This window comes from Lutibacter sp. (genome assembly GCF_046055765.1).
GTDB lineage: Bacteria > Bacteroidota > Bacteroidia > Flavobacteriales > Flavobacteriaceae > Lutibacter.
On sequence record NZ_JASFZF010000122.1, the window covers coordinates 1 to 22,650 of the forward strand.

General features: G+C 26.9%; 17 protein-coding genes and 1 tRNA gene. 8 read left to right on the forward strand and 10 right to left on the reverse strand.

Features of this window, described 5'->3' with window-relative positions:
- The first annotated feature begins 67 nt into the window (after positions 1-67).
- Genes QM495_RS11640 through QM495_RS11650 form a run of 3 tightly spaced genes read left to right on the forward strand, consistent with a single transcriptional unit; the run spans position 68 to position 3,332 of the window.
- Positions 68-1,555, forward strand: a complete 1,488-nt coding sequence (locus QM495_RS11640; RefSeq protein ID WP_408672286.1) for a NuoM family protein — start codon at positions 68-70, stop codon at positions 1,553-1,555.
- A 13-nt stretch (positions 1,556-1,568) separates the two neighbouring features.
- Entirely contained in the window at positions 1,569-2,999 is a 1,431-nt protein-coding gene (locus QM495_RS11645) for an NADH-quinone oxidoreductase subunit N (RefSeq protein WP_408672287.1), read from the forward strand.
- A gap of 6 nt (positions 3,000-3,005) precedes the next feature.
- The gene (locus QM495_RS11650) at positions 3,006-3,332 is read left to right on the forward strand and encodes a hypothetical protein (RefSeq protein ID WP_408672288.1); all 327 of its coding nucleotides are present in this window, start codon (positions 3,006-3,008) and stop codon (positions 3,330-3,332) included.
- Positions 3,333-3,376: 44 nt separating this feature from the next.
- On the opposite strand, the gene QM495_RS11655 is transcribed toward QM495_RS11650, so the two are convergent.
- The 8 genes from QM495_RS11655 to QM495_RS11690 form a co-directional block, all read right to left on the reverse strand.
- Positions 3,377-5,194, reverse strand: a complete 1,818-nt coding sequence (locus QM495_RS11655) for a cation:proton antiporter (RefSeq protein WP_408672289.1) — start codon at positions 5,192-5,194, stop codon at positions 3,377-3,379.
- A gap of 182 nt (positions 5,195-5,376) precedes the next feature.
- Positions 5,377-6,636, reverse strand: a complete 1,260-nt coding sequence (locus tag QM495_RS11660; protein ID WP_408672290.1) for a YaiO family outer membrane beta-barrel protein — start codon at positions 6,634-6,636, stop codon at positions 5,377-5,379.
- Entirely contained in the window at positions 6,636-9,053 is a 2,418-nt protein-coding gene (locus QM495_RS11665; protein ID WP_408672291.1) for a sulfatase-like hydrolase/transferase, read from the reverse strand. Before QM495_RS11665 ends, QM495_RS11660 begins: the two co-directional genes overlap by 1 nt.
- A 14-nt stretch (positions 9,054-9,067) precedes the next feature.
- A complete protein-coding gene (locus QM495_RS11670) occupies positions 9,068-10,504 on the reverse strand; it encodes a glycosyltransferase family 2 protein (RefSeq protein ID WP_408672292.1) in 1,437 nt (478 codons plus the stop codon).
- Between the two features lie 3 nt (positions 10,505-10,507).
- The gene (locus QM495_RS11675) at positions 10,508-11,611 is read right to left on the reverse strand and encodes a hypothetical protein (protein WP_408672293.1); all 1,104 of its coding nucleotides are present in this window, start codon (positions 11,609-11,611) and stop codon (positions 10,508-10,510) included.
- 16 nt (positions 11,612-11,627) lie between these two features.
- Entirely contained in the window at positions 11,628-11,996 is a 369-nt protein-coding gene (locus QM495_RS11680) for a response regulator transcription factor (RefSeq protein ID WP_408672294.1), read from the reverse strand.
- Complete coding sequence (locus QM495_RS11685) at positions 11,989-14,349, reverse strand: response regulator (protein WP_408672295.1); 2,361 nt, start codon at positions 14,347-14,349, stop codon at positions 11,989-11,991. The genes QM495_RS11680 and QM495_RS11685 overlap by 8 nt, the downstream gene beginning before the upstream one ends.
- A gap of 482 nt (positions 14,350-14,831) precedes the next feature.
- Complete coding sequence (locus QM495_RS11690) at positions 14,832-15,887, reverse strand: hypothetical protein (protein WP_408672296.1); 1,056 nt, start codon at positions 15,885-15,887, stop codon at positions 14,832-14,834.
- Between the two features lie 107 nt (positions 15,888-15,994).
- On the opposite strand from QM495_RS11690, the gene QM495_RS11695 reads away from it, so the two are divergent.
- From QM495_RS11695 to QM495_RS11705, 3 genes are read left to right on the forward strand one after another with little or no spacing between them, the layout of a single operon-like run.
- A complete protein-coding gene (locus QM495_RS11695) occupies positions 15,995-16,510 on the forward strand; it encodes an RNA polymerase sigma factor (RefSeq protein ID WP_408672297.1) in 516 nt (171 codons plus the stop codon).
- A gap of 40 nt (positions 16,511-16,550) precedes the next feature.
- Complete coding sequence (locus QM495_RS11700) at positions 16,551-17,453, forward strand: FecR family protein (protein ID WP_408672298.1); 903 nt, start codon at positions 16,551-16,553, stop codon at positions 17,451-17,453.
- Between the two features lie 8 nt (positions 17,454-17,461).
- A complete protein-coding gene (locus tag QM495_RS11705) occupies positions 17,462-19,996 on the forward strand; it encodes a TonB-dependent receptor plug domain-containing protein (protein WP_408672299.1) in 2,535 nt (844 codons plus the stop codon).
- A gap of 522 nt (positions 19,997-20,518) precedes the next feature.
- Here QM495_RS11705 and QM495_RS11710 read toward each other — a convergent pair.
- Positions 20,519-20,590: transfer RNA gene (locus tag QM495_RS11710), tRNA-Arg, on the reverse strand.
- A 544-nt stretch (positions 20,591-21,134) separates the two neighbouring features.
- Here QM495_RS11710 and QM495_RS11715 point away from each other — a divergent pair.
- Together QM495_RS11715 and QM495_RS11720 are read left to right on the forward strand one after the other, a co-directional pair.
- Positions 21,135-21,509, forward strand: a complete 375-nt coding sequence (locus QM495_RS11715; RefSeq protein WP_408672300.1) for a response regulator — start codon at positions 21,135-21,137, stop codon at positions 21,507-21,509.
- 73 nt (positions 21,510-21,582) lie between these two features.
- On the forward strand, positions 21,583-22,113 hold the full coding sequence (locus tag QM495_RS11720) for a DUF4395 domain-containing protein (protein WP_408672301.1): 531 nt from the start codon (positions 21,583-21,585) through the stop codon (positions 22,111-22,113).
- Here QM495_RS11720 and QM495_RS11725 read toward each other — a convergent pair.
- Complete coding sequence (locus QM495_RS11725; protein ID WP_408672302.1) at positions 22,110-22,517, reverse strand: hypothetical protein; 408 nt, start codon at positions 22,515-22,517, stop codon at positions 22,110-22,112. The genes QM495_RS11720 and QM495_RS11725 overlap by 4 nt on opposite strands.
- Between the last annotated feature and the right edge of the window lie 133 nt (positions 22,518-22,650).

Below are 22,650 nucleotides of genomic sequence, written 5' to 3' on the forward strand. Positions count from 1 at the left end.
CTTTGTTGGTGGTGGCGTAGTAATCGCAATGGTAATTTTTTATTTATGGATAAATTAATTTAATATAATGGATATTTTATCACTTTTTGTAGTTGTACCTGTTTTAACTGTTTTAGTTTTGATTTTTGCTAAAAACTTAAAACAAGCAAGGATAGTAGCGTTAATTGGTATGGCAATTCAATTTGCCATGTCTATAAATTTAATTTTTGCTTATTTAAAAGAGCGAGCAGTTAATTCAGATATTATGGTTTTTACCAAAGATGCACTTTGGTTTGAAAACTTTAATATTCATTACAGTATTGGTGTAGATGCCATTTCTGTAGTAATGATTGCTTTGACATCGACAGTTATTTTGGCTGGTATTTTTATTTCTTGGAAAATAGATGATTTAGCTAAAGAATTCTTTGTGTCATTAATAATATTATCATCAGGAGTTTTTGGATTCTTTATTTCTACCGATTTATTTACCATGTTTGTATTTTACGAAATAGCGGTAATACCAATGTATTTATTAATTGGTATTTGGGGTTCTGGTCCAAAAGAAAATTCAGCAATGAAATTAACCTTAATGTTAATGGGTGCTTCTGCCCTTTTATCTGTAGGTATTTTAGGTATTTATTTTAACTCTAATGCTGATGGAGGTGCTTTAACTTTCAATATTTTTGAAATTGCACAAGTTAACATTCCAGAAGCTGCACAAAATTTATTTTTCCCATTTGTATTTATTGGGTTTGCCGTTATTGGAGCATTATTCCCTTTCCATACTTGGTCTCCTTCTGGTCACGCATCAGCACCAACAGCTGTGTCAATGCTGCACGCTGGTGTTTTAATGAAATTAGGTGGTTATGGTATTTTTAGAATTGCTATGTACTTATTACCTCTTGGAGCTTTAAACTGGACGGACTTCTTCTTAGTATTAGCCTCCTTTGGTGTTATTTATGGAGCATTTGGAGCTATAATGCAAAAGGATTTAAAATATGTAAATGCCTACGCTTCCGTTAGTCACTTATCCTTAGTTTTATTCGCTTTATTAATGATCAATAAAACAGCTTGGACAGGTGCTATCATTCAATCATTATCTCATGGATTATTAACCGCATTATTCTTTGCTTTAATTGGGATGGTGTATGGAAGAACTCATACAAGAGAAATTGAAAAATTAGGAGGGTTAATGAAAATAATGCCTTTTATTGGTGCTGTTTATGTAATAACTGGATTGGCTTATTTAGGATTACCTGGTTTTAGTGGCTTTGTTGCTGAAATGAGTATTTTTGTAGGTGCTTTTCAACATCCTGATATGTTTCATAGAATTTTAACTATTGTTGTAGTTTCCTCCATTGTGGTAACTGCCGTATATATTTTAAGAATGGTTGGGAAAATTATGATGGGCCCTTTATCAAATAAGGAATATGCAAAATTACCTAAAGCTACTTGGTATGAAAAAACTGGATTAGTTCTACTTATGATTCCAGTAATTATTATTGGAGTAATGCCACTTGGGTTAAGTGAAATGATAAAAGCAAGTATTCAACCGTTTTTAGAACGATTATTATAAAAAATTAAGAAAGATGAACTTAGAAAGTTTACTATTGATGCGTCAAGAGATAGGATTAATTACAATTATTGTATTGCTAATTATATTCGAGATATTTTCAAATAAAAAACAAAAAGCAACAATAATTCCGTTTGCATTAATTTTATTAGCTATAAATACCATACTAGGGTTTTTACCATTAGCAACTGGAGATTTATTTGGAGGAATGTTTAGAACCAATGATTTATTGTATTTCTTTAAAACTACTTTAAGCCTTGGTGTTTTAATTTTACTACTACAATCTGCTGATTGGTTAAAAGAAAAAGTAGTATCAGAAAATAAAGCTTCCGAATTTATAATTTTAATTTTATCATCACTTTTAGGAGCCTATTTTATGATTTCTGCTGGTGATTTTTTAATGTTTTATATTGGTCTAGAATTAACAACTTTACCTGTTGCTGCTTTAGTAGCTTATGAAACCTTAAAAAGAAAATCTGCTGAAGGTGCTGTAAAATATATTTTATCTTCTGCACTAGCATCTGGAACTGCTTTATTTGGTATTTCATTACTCTATGCAACTACAGGAACTATCTATTTTGATGCAATGTCTGAACTATTAACAAGTTCCAACCTTGCAATATTAGGTTTTGTATTTTTCTTTTCAGGTTTAGCATTTAAAATATCATTAGTTCCATTCCATTTTTGGACAGCTGATGTTTATGAAGGAGCTCCAATAAATGTAGCTTCCTATTTATCCGTTATATCTAAAGGTGCAGCGGTAGTTGTTTTAATGATTTTACTATTTACAGTGTTTAAACCTTTAATGCCTGCTTGGAATAAAATAATTTACATAGTTACTATAGCCACCATGTTTACTGGTAATTTATTTGCTTTAAGACAACAAAACATGAAACGCTTTTTAGCATATTCCTCTATTGCTCAGGCTGGTTTTATACTATTAGGTTTATTATCTGTAGACCAATTAGGAGTGGCTACAGTTATTTATTTTGTAGCTATTTATATATTTTCAAATTTAGGTGCTTTTGGAGTTGTTCAAGCAATATCATCTGCAACAAATAAAGAAAATATGGATGATTATGAAGGTTTATATAGAACCAACCCAAAATTAAGTTTGGTAATGATGCTTGCCTTATTTTCTTTGGCAGGAATTCCTCCATTAGCTGGATTTTTTGGAAAATTCTTTTTATATGCAGCGGCAGCGAGTAAAGGTTATTATGTAATGGTTTTTATTGCTGTTGTTAATGCAACTGTATCTTTATATTATTATTTGTTAGTAGTTAGAGCCATGTTTTTACGAAAAGGCGAAAACCCAATACCTTACTTTAAAAGTGGAAATTATATGAGATTAGGCTTATTAATTGCTGTAATTGGTATTTTGGTTATTGGTTTATATAGCCCTATTTATGAATACATCTATTCAATCAGTAATGTTTTTTTAAATTAATTTAGTATGAGACTAGGAGGTAAACATTTATTTGGAAGTATCGGCGAGCAACGTGTTACTTTTATTGAAAAAAAAATTGATGAAAATCGTAAAGATTTTTTACAAAAATTATTAGAACACAATAATTTTGAAGTAATTATAGGTGAAGAAAAAAGAAAAAGTGAAGAAGACCCTCAACTTTACACTGTTGGTGTTACTGACATGGCTTTTAATCCAACCGTATGGGTTTTTCAACGACGTTTAAAAACATTTGATGGAAGAAAAGTTACTCATGATTATTGGAATCAAGAAACCGAGGATACCAAACCACAATATTGGAAAAATTCTAAATAAAAATATTTCATAAAAAAAGGAGTCGCTATAAATTACTCCTTTTTTTATGAAATATTTTTTCCCAAATACACCAATGTAAAACCATTTTCTATTTGATAGAATTCGGTTATGGAGGAAATTAAATGGATAATACCATTATTATCTTTTAAAAATAGTGGTATTGAAAATTTTTCAGTTTGAATTTTTTTGAATAATTTTTTATAATGTTCTTCTGTGTTTAAACTAACTTCATTCATAAAAGGATAATCACGAACTACTTCACTTAAATTAATAAAATCTTCAGTACTGCAAAATAAGTTGCTATTAGATTGGTTGTTTTTTTGTTTCATTTCTTCTGAAGAAATTAATCGGAATGCACCTTTTTCACCAAATATTGGTGTAAATTTTTCAATTGCAAATTTATTTACAGTAGTGCTTCCGGTAAGCGCTAACAAAAAACCAATGTTATTTAATTCTATATTTTCTAATAACTCATCTGAATATACATCTCCTTTAATAGCTTCTAAGCCTAAAGATTTTGCTTTATTTATGTGATCAATATTATTATCAATTAACACAACTCTCCTATTGTTATTTTTTAAATAAGATGCAATTAAGCGTGCAAAATTTGAAGCTCCAATCATTATAATCCCATCAGAAGATTTTAAAAATACACCTGCTACTTTTGCAAACAAACGAGCTGTAGTTGCGTTTAATAAAACAGTCCCTAATACAATCATAAATACAAGAGGAGTAATGTATTCTGCATCTTGCTCTCCACTCATCATTAATTTTAAGCCAAAAAGTGATGCGATTCCAGCCGCTACAATTCCTCTAGGTCCAACCCAACTTATAAATAATTTTTCATTTAATTTTAATCCTGAATTAAACGTGCTTAAAAATACTCCTAAAGGCCTTAGCACAAAAACAACAATTGCAAATAAAACTATTGTTTCCCATCTATATAGTAATAACATATCTTTCATATTCATATTTGCTGCTAACAAAATAAATAAGATTGATATAAGTAAAATACTTAATGATTCTTTAAAATATAATATTTCTTTAAGTTCTTTCACTTTCATGTTTCCAAGTACCATTCCCATAATTACGACTGCTAAAAGCCCCGATTCGTGTGCAAATAAATCTGACAAAACAAATACAGCTAAAACACTTGCTAATGTTATAACATTTAACAAATAATGTGGAATAAACTTAAACTTCAACGCATAAAATAGTGCGTAAGCAGAGGTAAATCCAATTGATAAACCAATGATAACAATTTTACCAAACTCAATTAACCCATCTTTTGTGTATTCATAACCTGCTTCTACACTAATAAATTCAAATACTAAAACAGCTACTAATGCTCCAACAGGATCAATTAGTATACCTTCCCATTTTAATACTGCTGAGACGTCTTTTTTAAGTGGTATGTTTCTTAAAATTGGCGCAATTACTGTTGGTCCTGTTACAATTATAAGTGCAGAAAAAAGAAAAGAAATTGACCATGTTAAATTAAAAATAAAATGAGTTGCAATTCCAGCACCAAAAAAAGTAACTAAAGAGCCTAATGTAATTAATTTAACTATTGAGGGACCAACATTTAAAATTTCATCTTTTTTTAATGTTAAACCACCTTCAAATAAAATAATACTAATCGATAATGAAACAAAATTAAATAGTTTTTCACCTGGAAATAAGCCTTCAACGCCATTCCAAACAGGCTCTATCCACTTCGTGCCATCTTCAGAAATAAATGTTGATAAGGGACCTACAAATAAACCAATTAGAATTAATGGTAAAATAGCTGGAATTTTAAGTCTCCAAGCGAACCATTGTGCAATAATCCCTAAAATTATAATTCCTGCTAATTCTAACATCGTATCTTTTAATTACTTTTTTGACAATATACATACTATTTATCATTTTGAAAATGATTTTTTAGAAACCATTGCGTTGTAGTATTTAATAAAAATAGTTGCTTTTTTTCTGTCCAATCTAGTTTTTATAAATAGTATTTTCTTCAGGAAGTTTAATTTTAGCAATAATTAAACCCTTATTATTACCTAAATTTTATCTCCCAAGATAGAGATAAAGAATAAATCAGAAAATAATTCCCAGGATCAAAACTAATTTCTTGATGTGTCATTCCAAATTTAAATCCCCACATATTTTTAGAGTTTTTAGATGATAAATAATAGCCAACACCTACTTTTTGAGAATTTAATTTAATAATTGCATTTTCATTCCCTTCAAAGTTAAACCGATCAATTTCTGGAGAATAACCCAAACCTACAGAAACGCTGAAATAATTATTCGCGTCGCTTCTATATTTACGATAATTTAACGTTCCTGATTTACTACTTCCATTATCATTTGGTGTAATATAAGTTCTAAAAGCCCAATAACTATTTCCTGTGTACCAGCCAACAGAACCTGTGTAAATGGTAGTAGTTGAACTATATTTTAAAGCTCTAAATCCTGCTGAAATTTCAAAACTTCTTGGTAATGATTTATAGAACTCAGCACCAAACCTAACATCAGGAAATAAAAAAGTATTGGCAAAACCTAAATTAACATAAGCATACAATCCATTAGCAATTCTTGGATACAAATCTACCTCAAACTGTACTCCATTTTCTTGAAATCTTCTACTTACGTTCATTTTAGCAATTATACTTCCATACTTTGTTTGCCTGCTATATTTTAAAGTACGCAATTGCATAGGATCAAACACTTCTGAATATAAATCAATAGATGATTTTAATCCAATAGTATTATAACTTAATGCGTTTATAAGACCTTTTTTATATTCAATTGCTTTGTTATTTTCTGGATTATTTAGTAACACTTCTTGTACTGTTGCTAAAGCATCTTCAGGGTTTTTACCGTTTTGTTGTGCTTTTGCTTTTAGCAACAAAATCTCTTCATTGTTTGGAAAGTATTTTAGAGCTGATGTTGTTAATTCCAACGCTTTAAAAGGTAATTCACTCCATAACTCGTTATTTATAGCTGCGATCCAAGTTGTTTTTCGTTTTGGATCTTTATTAAGCACATTCATAAATTCTTTTCTAGCTTGGCCATAATTTCCATCCCAAGAATAAGTACTTCCTAAAAAAGCTCTAATATCATTATAATTAGGATATTTGGTTAATATCAACAACAGTGTATCTTGTGCTTGCTTTCTGTGTTTATTAAATGCTAATTCTCGGGCTACTTTAAATGCAGTATCTGGGTTTCCAGTAAACTTTTTTTGTTGAGCTTTTGTATTTACTGATAGTAAAATTACTGTTATATAAAAAATTATGATATTTTTTGGCATTAGTTTTTTAGCTTTTGTTTAAAAGTTTTATACTCTTTATTCTCTGGATATTTAAGCAACAAACTATCTATAATTTTTCCTGATTGCTTGCTAATTTTTAACCGTTTGTATGCTTTTGCCATTTTAAATGCAATATCCGAATTGGTTAATTTATTTTGTATTGCTTTTCTATAAACACCAAGAGCTTTTTCATCTTGGTCAGACCACCAATACAAATCTAATAAAGCCGAATAACTATCAGAATAATATGGATTTCTTTTTATTACATTTAATAAAGTTGATTCTGATTTTTTATAATTTCCATTCCAAGCAAGGACTCTTCCTTTTAAGGTTCTAGCATCGGCATGATTTGGTAATTCATTTAAAATATAATTGCATAATAAAAGTGCTGTTTTATATTTTTTACTAAAGGCGTTTTCTCTAGCTAAATTAAAAATCTGATCGAAATCTAATCCTTTTGTTAACTTTTTAATGGTAGCCAATTCTGTTTTAGTAAATTTAAAGTTTGGTTTTCTATAAATATTTAATGAATCTGGATAAATTTTATCACGTTTAGTTAGATAAGCATTCAAATTTTTAAAATTATCTAAAGAGTCCTTAATTGCCTCTTGAAGCTTCTCTTCTTTTACTTTATAAATTCCAAAGTTTTCATTTATTTTATATAAGCTACCAGCAGAGTACAAATAATCTTTTAACATAAAATCGTTAATTTTCCCTTTATATCGCATAAAAGCAATTTGATGAATATTTCTGAATTGTTTTGCCGTATCTAATCCTTGACTTATCCATGCAACTTCATCTAAAGGATTCATTTTATAATTATTCATTAAAAATGATAGTAAACTTGGCGTAATATCCCAATGTGAAGAAACTGATTTAAACGTTTCTGTTTTTTTTAATAATGGACTTGTAATAAATAATGGTACATGAAAACGGCATAATTTATCTTTTTGAGTAATTGGTATGAGTCGATGATCTCCTGTAATAATAAAAATAGTGTTTTTGTAATCTAGTCTTTTGGAATATGCCTCCATAAAGTTTTTTATAGAAGTGTCTGTATACAATAAACTAGCATAAATTTCTTTATACTCTTGTACTTTTTCTTTGCTAATTTTTAAAACTTTTCCAGAATTTAAAATACTATCTACTTTTTTTAAATAAGTTTCTTTATTAGGAAAAGTAAAAGGCTCATGATTACTAAGAGTCATAACAATATCTAATCGAGGTGATTTTTTATGTTGTATAGATACTAACATTTTTTTAAATATTTCTTCATCTGGATAACCCCAAGAGAATCCACCATCATTAGCTTTGGTTATTTTATATGCTAACCCATATTTACTTTCATCTATTACATCATCAAGTTGATTGTATTCTAAAAAGTTGATTTTTCTATCAAAGCTTGATGGCCCTCCAGAATAATAAGATGTTGTGTATCCATTTGCTTTTAGTACACTAATCAAGGTTATATGAGATGGTGTATCTGGTATTTCTAAGAATCCCTTATCACCGAAGGGTAATGAAGCTGTTAAAGATGGTAAAACACCAAAGGTTCTACCAGCATTACTTAAAAAATTTTCCCAATACAACGATTTTGGTATTAAGGAATCTAAGTATGGGGTAAATCCTGCATAAGAATGATTACCAATAAATTCTCCGCCTAATCCCTCTACTATAATAATTACAATAGTTGGTTTAGTTTCTAAAATATTAAAAAATGGTTTTAGTACATCTTTTACTTTAGAACTAGGTTCTAATAAAGGGTAATCATTTCTACTATATAAATTTGCATTAGTTTTGTATTTTTCGGTTTGAAAATTAATTATATCAGTAGTTAAATACTGTACTTTATTTTGAAATAATTCATTAGAAGTATTTGGTAATACTAATTTTAAACTTCCAAATAACAAAACCAATAGAATAGAAACAATTAAAATTTGAGAATTTAATACCCATTTTTTAAGCAATATATAAACTCCATAAAAAAGGCCAATCAGCACTAAAAATGGTAATAGGGTAATAAAAGATAAGGATACTGATGACTTTATTGTTGTTAATATGTCATCATAAGAATAACCCAACAAATCAGCTCCTAAATTAACCTGAGTAGTTAAACTGTATTTTATTAAAGCTACTTGTATAAATAAAATTAGTATAAATACTATCTGAAAAATTGAAATAACACGTTTTTTAAAAATAACGCTACACAACCAAAACAACGGAAATAAGATAATACCAAGAGTAACAATTGCCCAAAAATCATTTATAAATTTATATATAATGATTGCATATACGGAAAAATTTGTATTATAATTGGCTGAAATCCATTCTAAAAAACTACCAATCCAAACTACTATTAGTAGTGTAAATAATAAATAAGCATAGCTGTAAAGCAATTTTGAATTAAGAATTTTCATATTAATTTAATCTTTTATTTATTAATATTACCCATACCTTTTCTTGTCATTTCCCCCCATTTTTTCTTTTTGTTAAAAAAATAATCTAAGTTCCCTCTTACCGCTGCGTACAAAATAAATGGATGCAGCACAAACGGCTCAATTAAACTGATGAGTACTAATTTAAATCCTGTTCCCTTTTTTTTATATTGATGATACGTTAATTCTTCAGAATAAATTGCACCTAATGATAATAAAACAGTAAACATGTAAGCTAAAATAAAAAATGCTAAAGCATAATCCCATTTCACTTCCCTTAATATCATTAAAATTCCAAAATAAATAATACCTATAACCTCTATAACTGGAGCAAATCTCTCAAAAATTAGCCAATAAGGGTAACTCATTAATCCTAAATTTCTATAATTAGGATTAAAGGCCAGTTTCCGATGTTTTCTTAATACTTCTATAGTTCCACGAGTCCAACGATTACGTTGTGAAATAAATATTCTATAATTATCTGGAGCTTCTGTCCAACATAAAGGATCTGGAATATAAGCTACTTTATAATTCATATTTTGTTCCTCTAATTGTCTCCGCATTCGCACAATAATTTCCATATCTTCTCCAACAGTTGAAGTATCATAGCCTCCAACTTGAATTGCAATTTTTTTATGGAACATACCAAACGCACCTGAGATAACAAGCAAACCATTTAATCTACTCCAAGCCATTCTTCCTAATAAAAAGGATCTTAAATACTCTAATATTTGAGCTCTTTCAATTAGTTTTTTGGGTAAATTTACTTCCATTAATTTACCATCTTTAATAATACTATTATTGGCAATTCTAATAACTCCTCCTGTGGCTACTACTATTTTATCTGTATTTTCTAAAAAAGGTTTTACCATTTTTTGTAATGCATCTTCTAACAATAAACAATCAACATCAATACAAGCCACATATTTACTTTGGCTAATGTTTAAACCAAAATTTAACGCGTCCGCTTTCCCTCCATTTTCTTTGTCTATAACTATCAACTTTTCAAAAGCTGGATTTGCAGATTTAAAAACTCCTTTACGTAATGGTTTCGTTTTTAATTGTGGATTTATCAAGTAATTTACTTTTACTAAATCATAAGCTTTAATTAATAATTCTAAGCTATTATCCTTACTTCCATCATTTACTATAATAACATCATAATTTGCATAATGATTAGAAAGCAATGAGCGAACATTTTCAACAATATTTAAACTTTCATTATAAGCAGGCGCAATAATAGAAATACTAGGTGCAATGTTTGAAGAAAGTATTTTTGTATAATTTACAAAGCTATTTTTTTTAAAATAATCAATAGTCTCAAAAGCTGAGATTATAGATAGAATAATATACGAAGAAATAGCCATAAAAGCATACGTGAAAAACAAGTAATGTATTACTTGAATAATAGCATTTAAGGTAGATGTATTCATATATTAATTGTTTTGAACAAATTTTAAAATGGTGTTATTTTTGAATTTGTTATTTTGTTCAAATAAGGTGTTAAACGCTTTTTTATTCACCTCTTTTAGCATTTTTAAGGCCGAATATTGAATTTCAAAATTGTTATTGACGCTGTTTTCAACTATAAAATCCTCATCTTCAGGTTCATAAATATTTTCAAGCATTTTAAAAATGGCAATTTGTTCTTCTACGCTCCTTTTTTTGAAACTAGTTTTTAAAATTTCTTTGGCATCTAGGATTTGCAAATGTGTTATAACATCAATAACCTGCAATCTAATTTTTTGAGTTTTATGATTTAATAATTCTAATAAGGTTTCTAAAGTTTCATATTTATTGTAAATTTTAGCTAATTTTAAAGAAAATGAAACTACAGATTCATTTTTTGAATTTAACCATAAGGTGATATCTGGAATTTCTTGATTATCAAATTTTTGTAATTCTTCTAATAATTCAATTTGATCCCATTCAGATAAATTTATTTTTAGATTATTTAAAAAATCAAGACCTTCAAAGTGAAATAAACTAACCAAATATAATTCTACTTCTTTTCTAACTTCTTTTTTTGGATATTTTAGTAATTTTTTTACCTCAGGAAATGCTTCTTTGACTTTAAAATTAGATAGTTCTTTAATTCCATTTGCAACAATATCCCATTTTTTACTTTTTAGTTGTTGAAAAGCATGTTCTTGTAAATTAGATTTTAAATATAAATTTTGAATAGCTATTTCAACCTCTCCAGAAACTTCATTTTTAAGTTTTAACAGCGTTTCTACTACTATTTTTCTTTTAAAATTATGGTTAATTTCACTTTTAAGAGTTTTTATAAACTCATTTTGCTGCTCACTTAATTTTTCATTCTCTGATTCTTCAAACAAATAAGATAATAAAAGTCCTTCGTATTTATGTTGCAATTTAATTTTTAATACTTCTTCTTTTCTTAATGAATTTCTTAAAAATTTTAAATAGACTATAAAAATTATTGCAAAACCCACTAAAATACCACTCAAAACCCATACAAATTGTAATTCAATTGGTAATTGTTGAAAATAATTTTGAAGTATTTTAAATGTTTCCAAGTTAAACTTATTAGGTCTACATTAATATTCGTTTTATTCTAATTACCAATTCATTTGGACTAAATGGTTTTGCCATAAAATCTGTTGCACCTAAATTAAATGCTTTTAACACCATTTCCTCTTGCCCTGCTGATGAAAAAACGATAATTGGAGTTTTTAAATTGAGTTTATTTCTAACATGACTAATCACTTCTAACCCACTAATAAATGGCATCATAATATCGGTTAATATTAAACTTGGACTATTTTTCTCAATTAAATCAATCGCCTCTTTCCCATCAGATGCCTTTAACACTTCATATCCCTCTCTTTCTAATTTAAATTTTAGTAGTAATGAGAGCGTAGAATTATCTTCGGCTAGCACAATCTGATTTTTGCTACTCATAATTAACTCTTTTAAGTTCTATTAATAATTCATCTTTTACATGTTGCAAAACTGATTTGCATATTTCTATTGGTTCTTCAACACGTCCAAGTTCCTTTTCTTCTCTAAACTGAACAACCAGTGTATGAATAATAGATTCTAATTTAGAAATACCAAACATTTTTATACTAGGCTTTATTTTATGAGCCGCCTCATGTAAAATTTTCCAATTTTTATCTTTAAATCCTTTGTCTAATATTTCTAAAAATTCATCAACATCATTTATAAATGATTCAATTAACATTCCTAAAATATCACTTTCATTTTGTGTTTCTTCTTTAAGAAATGTAAGATCTATATAACTTATATCTTCTTTATCAATTTTACTTTGTTCAATGCTTTTATTAAATTTTTTTTGATTGATTTTTGTTGATACTTTTATATATTTATGAAGTAATTTATAAACTTCTTTAGGTTTAAAAGGTTTGAAAATATAATCGTCCATTCCAGCATTTATTGCTCTTTTTATATCATTTTTTGATGTATAAGCTGTCATTGCAATTACAGGTATTTTACCTACCTCTTCTGAAATGTCATTTTTAATAATTTTTGTTGCTTCATATCCATCCATAACAGGCATTTGAATATCCATCAAAATAACATCATATATTTTTTGCTGTGTTTTTTTAACTCCTTCAATTCCATTATTCGCTAAATCAACAGTGCATCCCCAACGTTCTAGTCTAGTTTTCCCTAATAATTGGTTCGTTTTATTATCATCAACCAATAGTATTGATAAATTTAAAGGTTCATCCATTGATACATCTTGAATTGTATCTTTTAAATTACCTTTGTTATTTCCTTTTTTAAATGGAATAGAAAATTTAAAATTGCTTCCTCTCCCAAATTTACTCTCTACTTTTATATCTCCATTTAATAAATGAACTAATTTTTTTACAATAGTAAGTCCTAAACCTGTTCCTCCATAAATTCTAGATGTATCACTTTGAGCTTGTGTAAATGCTCCAAAAACGGTATTAATTTTATTTGAAACAATCCCAATTCCAGTATCTTTTATTTCACAATAAATAATTGTTTGATTATCCTCGTTAATTGTTTCTTTTACAGAAACAGTGACAGATCCTTTATCCGTAAACTTAATTGCATTCCCTATTAAATTTAATAAAATTTGCCCTAATCTCGTTGGATCTCCAATTACCTCTATAGGTGTATTTGGATCAATTACTAAATCTAATACAATGTCTTTTTCATCCGATTTAATTTTCATCAATTTTACAATTTCCCTTAATTGTTGGTGAAGATCAAATGCAATAGATTCTACCTCTAATTTTCCTAAATCTAATTTTGATAAATCCAAAATATCATTAATAATCGACAATAAAATTTCTCCAGAATTTTTCATTGTTTGTAAATGAAGTTTCTGTTCTTTAGTTAATTCCGTTTCAAGCAATAAATCTGTAAATCCAATAACAGCATTTAAAGGGGTTCTAATTTCATGGCTCATATTGGCTAAAAAATCATTTTTTGCAACTAATGCTTCTTCAGCAGTTTCTTTTGCTTTTTTTAATTCAATATCTGTTAAAATTCTATTTGTAATATCTGTTCCAACCGAAATAAATGTTCCATTAACTCCTTTAGATAATTGCCATTCAATCCATTTATAATTACCTTTGCTTGTTTTTATTTTTCTTTTAGTAATGTCAATAAAATCCTTTTTTCCTAAATAAACATAATCTAAAATTGCTTCTTTTATTTTTTGAGCTTCATACGCATCATCATAAGTAATTTCCCACCACTTATCTCCCATAACTTCATGAGTTTCATAGCCTAACATCTTTTTTACAGATGGCGATGCAAAAATAACTTCTCCTTTTTGGTTGCTCACCATAATTAAAGAATCTACATTTTCAATAATTTTATCGGACTGATTCTTAATATCCTCTTTTTTCTTCCAGTCATTTACATTAACACCAATGGATATAATAGAATTATCTTCTGCCATTAAATTACGCCACTCTACCCACTTTGAACTTCCGTCTTTACATTTTACTTCACGAATATAAGTCTCAAAAGAATTTGTTTTTTTTATTTGGGCCAAATCTATAAGTCGCTTCTTTATTTTATCACTCTCTTCTCTTGAAAAATAGGTCAAATTCCACCACTTATCACCTAACAAATCTTCAGCCTTGTATCCAATTATTTTTTCCGTTACAGGAGACACATAATTGATTTTCCCATTTTTATTACAGAAAACAACCATTAAATTCACCTCATTTAATAATAAATAAGACAGTTTATCTTTTTCTATATCGTTTAATTTATTCACAGAAGGTCTTTGATTAAAGATACTCATAATTATTTATTTCTTAATCTTATTTTAAACAAAGAATTTTATACGTCGCTTTTAAAAACTAATTATCTAAAAATAATTACCGAATATATCTTAAAACTGACTATAGATACTATTTATTAGACTCGTAAATATAATTAAATTATCAATTCAACTGACCATAAATAACAAATTATATTTGTAAATTCTAGATGAAAAATTAGGAATAACCTTGTTGTTTTTAGTTTTGATAGACGGTAGTGATAGTGATAGTTGGGGAAATACTTCTGAAACACTAAATGCTACAATATAATTAGTGAAACGTGGTTATACTGAAAAGAAAATTGAAAAATTGTGGAGTGGTAATTCCCTGAGAGTTTTAGATAAAATACAACAAATATCAAAGAAAATTATAGCTTCTTAACTCTTAAAATAAATATATACAAAAAACAAAAGCCACTTAAAAAGTGGCTTTTGTACATTAAAATAAAATGGGGTTGCTTCAATTAATCACAATCTTTTTCTAGCTCAAGTTCATTATTTTCAAATTGTAAATTAATCTCATTATCATCTTCTATTTCACTCAGTATCCAATTAAATGAAAAATCAGGGTGGTCTGTAAAATTAATTTGAACAACTATTTGAGAATTGAAGGTAAATATAGACCAAGAACCTTCAAACTCATTATCATCATTTTCAACTTTAACCTTTCCATTATCAGAAAATGTAAATTCATAATCTTTATATTGTTCATTATTTTCAATACCATTAGTTTTTATTTCATTTATTTTCCATCTACATGTTTTTAATAAAGTTGAAGTTTCATCAATAGTGCAATCCAAACAATCATCATCATTATAATCATTATCATCATCTTCATCACACATATTATCAGCTTTTTCCATGGTATTTTGTAACGTTACCATATCATTAATTATTTTTTCAGTACCATCGAATAGAATTGTAGTAATTGGAAATTGAATTTCTATAATTTGACTATCATCAATTGCTGCTATTGCATTATAAAATTGTTCATCATTTGCAATGGTAACTGTTTGTGTAATTTGATTTTCTGAATTAAAAACAGATAAATTAATTGGATATTTAAAATCTATACACTCAATATCATCGTCCTTTTCATTATTTCCACTGCAAAACAAAGTGTATGTATTTAAATCATCATAATTAGCTATTGAAACTTTAGCAAAATCACTTAAAATTATTTCTATTGGAAATACAATTTGCAAGTTATCATCATCATTATCAAATGCATCAAAAATGGCTTCTATAGCTTCATAATCTTCCTCTGTATTAATTTTAATTTCATTTCCGTTTACAATTACAGTTACAGGTAATTGAACAGAAATACAACTTGCATTGTCTATGATATTGTCTTTTGAACCATCCTTTGTAACCGTATTTTTAACTAATAATGTAACAGCAGAATTTTGACTTAAAACTTCGCCTTGATTAGATTGAATAATTTCTGATATTTCGCTTTGACAAGAAATAAAACAAGAAAAACAAACAATTAGAAAAACCAAGCTAATATTTAATTTCATATTATAATAATTCTAGTTTAATAAAAGAACAGTTTTAATTTGAAAAACCCTACTTTTTAAAATTTAAATTATAAATTTAACATTCTAAAATTTAGGATATTTTTCTTATGAAAGTTAAAAATAGTACAGATTATTGTAATGAAAAAGAATTTAGCCGTTTTTTCCTAAAACATTCAGAATTACTGCATAATTTTATTTATTATAAATGTGGTAATATTGAGATGGCTGATGACCTTGTTCAAGATTCTTTTTTGAAATTTTGGAATAATTGTAATAAAGTAATTTCTGGCAAAGCAAAATCATTTTTATTTACCATTGCAAATAATTTATTTTTAAATGCATACGCAAAAACTAAAGTTGTTTTAAACTTTAAAAATTCGCTTCCGAAAAATTACACGAATGAATCTCCAGAGTTTTTATTAGAAGAAAAAGAATTTGGAAGTAAACTTCAAAATGCAATATCTAACTTAACCGAAGCTCAAAGAACCGCTTTTTTAATGAATAGAATCGACGGGAAAAAGTATAGAGAAATTGCTGAAATTTTAGGAATTTCTATAAAAGCAGTAGAAAAAAGAATTCATAATGCTTTAGTAAACCTTAGAAAAGAGATAGAAAATATTTAATACAAAGTAGGGTAAACCTAGTTTAAAATGTTATAATTGTATGGAACAAAATTATTTTTTAGCTAAATGGCTAAATAGTGAAATAACCGAAGAAGAACTCTTAAAACATATAAGTGAGGAAGAATTACGTTCTTATAAGAAAATAATTGCTGCAACAAACAGATTTAAAGTTCCTAATTTTAATGCTGAAGAAACATTAGAAAAAATTAAATCTTTACACCAAAGTAAATCAAAAGTAAAAAAAATAAATTTTTTAAAATACACTTATAGAGTTGTTGCAATGTTAGCAATCCTGTTTTCATCCTATTATTTTATTTCAAATAAAAACACTAATTACAAGACACAACTTGCAGAAAAAATTAATTTTGAATTACCAGACAACTCTAAAGTTGCTTTAAATGCTGACTCTGAAATTTCTTTTAAAGCCAACAAATGGAATAAAAAAAGAGAATTAAATTTAAAAGGCGAAGCTTATTTTAGTGTGAAAAAAGGTTCTAAATTTACAGTAAACACAAATTTAGGATCGGTTAGTGTATTAGGAACTCGGTTTAATGTTCAAGCAAGAGATGCTTATTTTGAAGTTTTTTGTTATAAAGGTTTGGTAAGTGTAAATTATAATCATAAAACAATTAAAGTACCTGCTGGAACTTCATTTAAAGTATTAAACTCTACCGCTGAATTTTCAAATTCAATAACAGAAACAAATCCATCTTGGCTAAAAAACAATAGTTCTTTTACAAGTGTACCTTATAGTTATATTATAAAAGAACTTGAAAGACAATATAATATCGAGGTAACTTATAATAATTCGTTAGGAAATACTCTTTTTACAGGAACTTTTACGCATACTAATTTAAAAACAGCTTTAAAAGCCATTTGCATACCACTAAATTTAAATTTTACTATATTAGGTGATAATAAAGTGAGTATTACAATGCAATGATATTTAAATTGAAAAAAATTTTATTAGTATTAAGTTGTTTTTTTTATACCTTTTTCTCTAATTCTCAAAATTTAGATAAAGAAAGAACATCACTTTTTGAGCTACTTTCAATTGCAGAAAAACAATATTCAGTTTCATTTACTTACGCTAATAAAATAATTGAAGAAATAAAAATAGCTCCATATAATAAGAATTTCACCTTAAATGAAACCGTAAATTATTTAAAAGCGGAAACACATTTAATTTTCACTTACTTAACTAAAACTAATATTTTAATTAATAAAAAGGCCAAGAAAAATACAATTTGCGGCTATTTATTTGACCCCAACTTAAAAAAAAATATTGAGGATGCTACAGTTTCTATATTAAACCATAACTCTGTTTCAACTATTAATGGTTACTTTAAACTAGAAAACGTCACTAAAAATCAAATTGTTACTATAAGCCATATATCCTACCCAACTATTTATTTAAATTCTAATGATTTTCTTAAAAAAGAAAAATGCTTAACTATTACTAATTCACAAAAAACTGAACAACTAAACGAAGTAATTTTAAATAATTATTTAACTTCTGGAATTAAAATAACCACCAATAATACCATAACAATTGATGTTTTAAACTCTGGTATTTTACCAGGCCTTATTGAACCTGATATTTTACACAAAATACAAGCCATTCCAGGTATAAGTAGTATAAATGAAACCATTTCAAATATTAATATTAGAGGAGGATCTAATGATCAAAATTTATTACTTTGGGATGATATAAGAATGTACCATTCTGGACATTTTTTTGGATTAATATCTGCATTTAACCCTTATTTAACAGATAAAGTAACACTTATCAAAAATGGTACAAGCTCTCAATATAACGATGGGGTTTCTGGAACAATAAATATTGAATCAATAAATGAAATTAGCAAAAAACCTTTTGGTGGTGCTGGTTTTAATCTATTAAGCGCTGATGCTTATGCTCATATTCCTTTATCAACTAAACTTGGGTTTCAGTTTACAGGAAGAAGAGCAATTACCGATTTAATTAATACTCCTACTTTTAAACAGTACTTTAAAAAATCTTTTCAAGATTCAAAAATAACTACTTCAACCACTATTAATGAAAATCAAATTAAAACAAATTCCACCTTTAATTTTTTTGATTATAATTTTAAAATTTTATACAATTTTAATGAAAATCACAAATTAAGAGTTAGTTATTTAAATTTTGAAAACAAACTTCATTTTAATGAATTTTTACAATCTGAAACTATTTCAGACTCAAAAACTAGTGAATTAGAGCAAAGTAATGTTGCTATTGGTTTACATAGCACAAATCAATGGAGTTCAAATTTCAGTACTTTATTTCATGTCTATTACACAAAATATAATGTTCATGCAGAAAACTTTTCTTTATTAAATGACCAACGATTGATACAGGTAAATGAAGTTTTAGAAACAGGCGTAAAACTTAACACCTATTATACGTTTAATAAGAACATTCAGCTCTTAAATGGTTATCATTTTTATGAATTAGGAATAACAAATACTGAAGATGTAAACTTGCCATTATTTATTAGAACTATAAAAAATGTAATTAGAAATCATTCTTTTTATAGTGAAATAAACGCTACTTCAAACAACAATAAAACATTTATAAAAACGGGTTTTAGGATAAATTATATTGAAAAATTTAAAACTTTTATTATTGAACCTAGACTGCAAGCATTACATAAAATAAATTCTAATATATCTGTTAAGGTAGCTGGAGAATTTAAAAGTCAAAATGCTACACAAATTATAGATTTACAAGAAGATTTTTTAGGAGTTGAAAAAAGTAGATGGACCTTAGCCGACAATAATGAAATTCCGATTATAAAAAGTAAACAAGCATCATTAGGTATTAATTACAAAAAAAACAACTTTTTTATTGATATTGAAGGTTTTTATAAATTTGTTGATGGCATTACAACCGCAAATCAAGGGTTTCAAAACCAAAATCAATATATTAAAACTTCGGGGAGTTATACTTCAAAAGGAATTGAGTTTTTAGCGAATAAAAAGACAGAAAAATTTAGTGTATGGGTTGGCTATACCTATAGCAAAAACACCTATAATTTTAAAGAATTAACACCCGCAATTTTTCCAAATAATTTAGATATAACTCATAGTATTTCATTTGGTAATACATTTACATTTAAAAAAGTAAATTTAGCTTTAGGGTTAAATTGGAGAACTGGAAAACCACATACTACTCCAATTAGTAATAATGCCGTTACTAATAATGGAATTAGCAACTCCATAAGTTATAACAAACCTAATAGTGAGCGTTTACCCAACTATTTTAGAGTGGATTTTTCATCAACCTATAATTTTAAATTAAGTAAAAAAGTTAATGGAATGGCTGGAATTTCAATCCTAAACATTTTAAATACTAAAAATATTTTGAATACTTATTATAAAGTAAACACTGAAAATTCAATCGATTTCACAAATAATACTTCAATTGGAATAACACCAAACCTTACTTTTAGAGTTTATTTTTAAAAAAAAGCTCTAAATAGCGTATTTATTAAACATTTCTTTTCTTGTAGGGCAATTACATATATCAGCATTTCCAAAGGTTATTTTATAGCTACAATACATTTTAGAAGAATATGCTACAAAATGAACAGTTTTATTAACACACGTGAATTCGATATAAGCAAAATAATACAAATTGTTGAATTAGTGCGTTTTATAGTTGTTTTGTCATTCCTGCAAAGGCAGGAATCCATAAATAGGATGCGTTTAGATTCCTGCCTTCGCAGGAATGACACCTGTTTTTACTATAGAATTTATAAATGACTAATAATCAGAAGTCTTTATGTCGAACTCAGGTTAACACAATTAACAACATTACAACAGCCCTTAGGATTTTTTAAACAAGAAAAGTTTTTTTACAAGTTATTTGTTCTAATATTTCTTTTTTAATTTTCATTGTTAATATTACATTCTTGTAGAGAAATAATCTTAACTAATTCAAATATAAATCATTAAAATTAATTTAATGCAAAAATAAGAGAATTGTGACTCCACCAGGATTCGAACCTGGATCTAAAGTTTAGGAAACTTTTATTCTATCCCTTGAACTATGAAGCCTTTATTAAAAAAGAGAGCTATTAAAGCTCCCTTTTTTACTACTAACTAAAAAAATCAAAAACTCATTACTTATAGATAAGCAATGAATAAGTCCTGTAAAAGTACTGTGAATTTCACTTAAAATTAATGACAAATGTCATTAAAACGAAAAATAAATAAGTACACAAGTAAAATAAGTGCTTTAAACTATAACGTGTAATAATTATTGCTTTAATTAACTACATGTCAGAGTATATAATACTATGAAATTATATTTTAGGTATATTTTTTGTACATTTAGTACTAATAATACCTTAGAAGTTTTACTAAAAATAAATTAGGTGTGAAAAAAGAAATTATTCAAGATAAGACTTACAACAAAAAAAGCAGATATTTAATTGTGAGATTAAACTACATATTTTGGTTAAACATTTTTATTTCAAAATTATATATAGAAATATTGGGAGGTAAACTATTGTTAACATCTGAAGGATGTAAAGAATCACAATTTTATTTCACAAAACCACTATAATATTAAATGTAATAACTTTTTAATTTCTAAACTATGAAGCTAAAAGTTTTGATTGTTGAAGATGATGAAACTACTGCATTATACTTAAAAGAAGTAGTCAGTAATTTTTCAAAAAAAATTTTATACGCAACAAATGGTATTAAAGGACTTACTTACTTTAAAAATCATCCTGATATTGACCTTATTTTAATGGATATTAAATTACCTGGAATTGATGGTTATGAAGTAACAAGACAAATAAGACGCTACAATAAAAAAGTAATTATTATAGCTCAAACAGCTTATGCTCATAGTACGGATAGAAATAAAGCTCTAGAAGCTGGTTGTAATGAATATATTGCTAAACCTGTTTTTAAAAAAGATCTTCTTAAATTAATTAGTAATTTTTTTAGAATTACTAGTCTTTAATTAATTATTGTTTATTCCATTTACCTCTTTTATTTCTAAAACTATATATTAGCACAATTAAACTTGACAACTATTGAAAATACGTTTTGGAGCTTATATTGAAGGTAAAAACTACAAAGTTTTAGATGAAAGACAGTTAAGAGCTAGCGCAGGTATCATGCTTTTACTTGGAGTTATAGCATTTATAAACGGATTTATTTTAAATAAATACTACGTAATTCCATATATTTCTGGGTTTCTCTTAATAAATTTTCTAATTGGAATATTTATAAACCCTAAATATTCACCAACAATGTTACTTGCTAAAATTGTTATTTATAAACAATCTCCATGGCCTATTGGAGCAATTCAAAAAAAATTCGCTTGGAGTTTAGGACTTATTTTATCTGCAATTATATTTACACTCTCACTTTTTCTAATAAACGATTCCGCGTATTTTGACCCTATATGCTTATTATGCATTATTTGCATACTACTATTATATTTAGAAACAGCTTTTGGTATTTGTGTTGGTTGTAAGTTGTATAATTTAGCTATAAACTTAAAATTACTTAAAAAACCACTCGAAAAACCAAACTGTATGGGTGATTCTTGTGAGGTTTAAGGATTCCCAAAAAGTTGATGGATTTCATCTTTGGTAAAAAAAGTGCTGGATCCAAATGTTTTATTTACTAAATTATTTTGCCTAATCTGTAACATTTTTCTCCCTTTAATTTTTTTGAATTCAAATTTTACAATTGTATCAATACTAGTTTGAAGTATCATTTGATGATCATTTTCAGCTTCAAAACCACTCATAATAAAACTATAAATAGTCTCTTTGTTCGGAAAATTAAATGATTTTTCTGTTGTAAAATTACCACAAGTAATATCAGAATAAACAAAAGAAAATAAATTATTTGACTTTAAAAGTTTTATAGTATAATTCCCATTTTTAACACTCCCAATTTCTTGACTAAAAATTGATGTAGAAAAAAAAAGAAAAATTAATAAAAATAATACTCTCATAAAACTTAGTCTCTAATAATTTATTAATAGTGTTTACCTAATTAAAACCCGTTAAAAAGGATTTACCCTACCACAATATATATACTTTACACAAAAGTAATTCTAGTAAAAAACAAAAAAAGACTCACATATA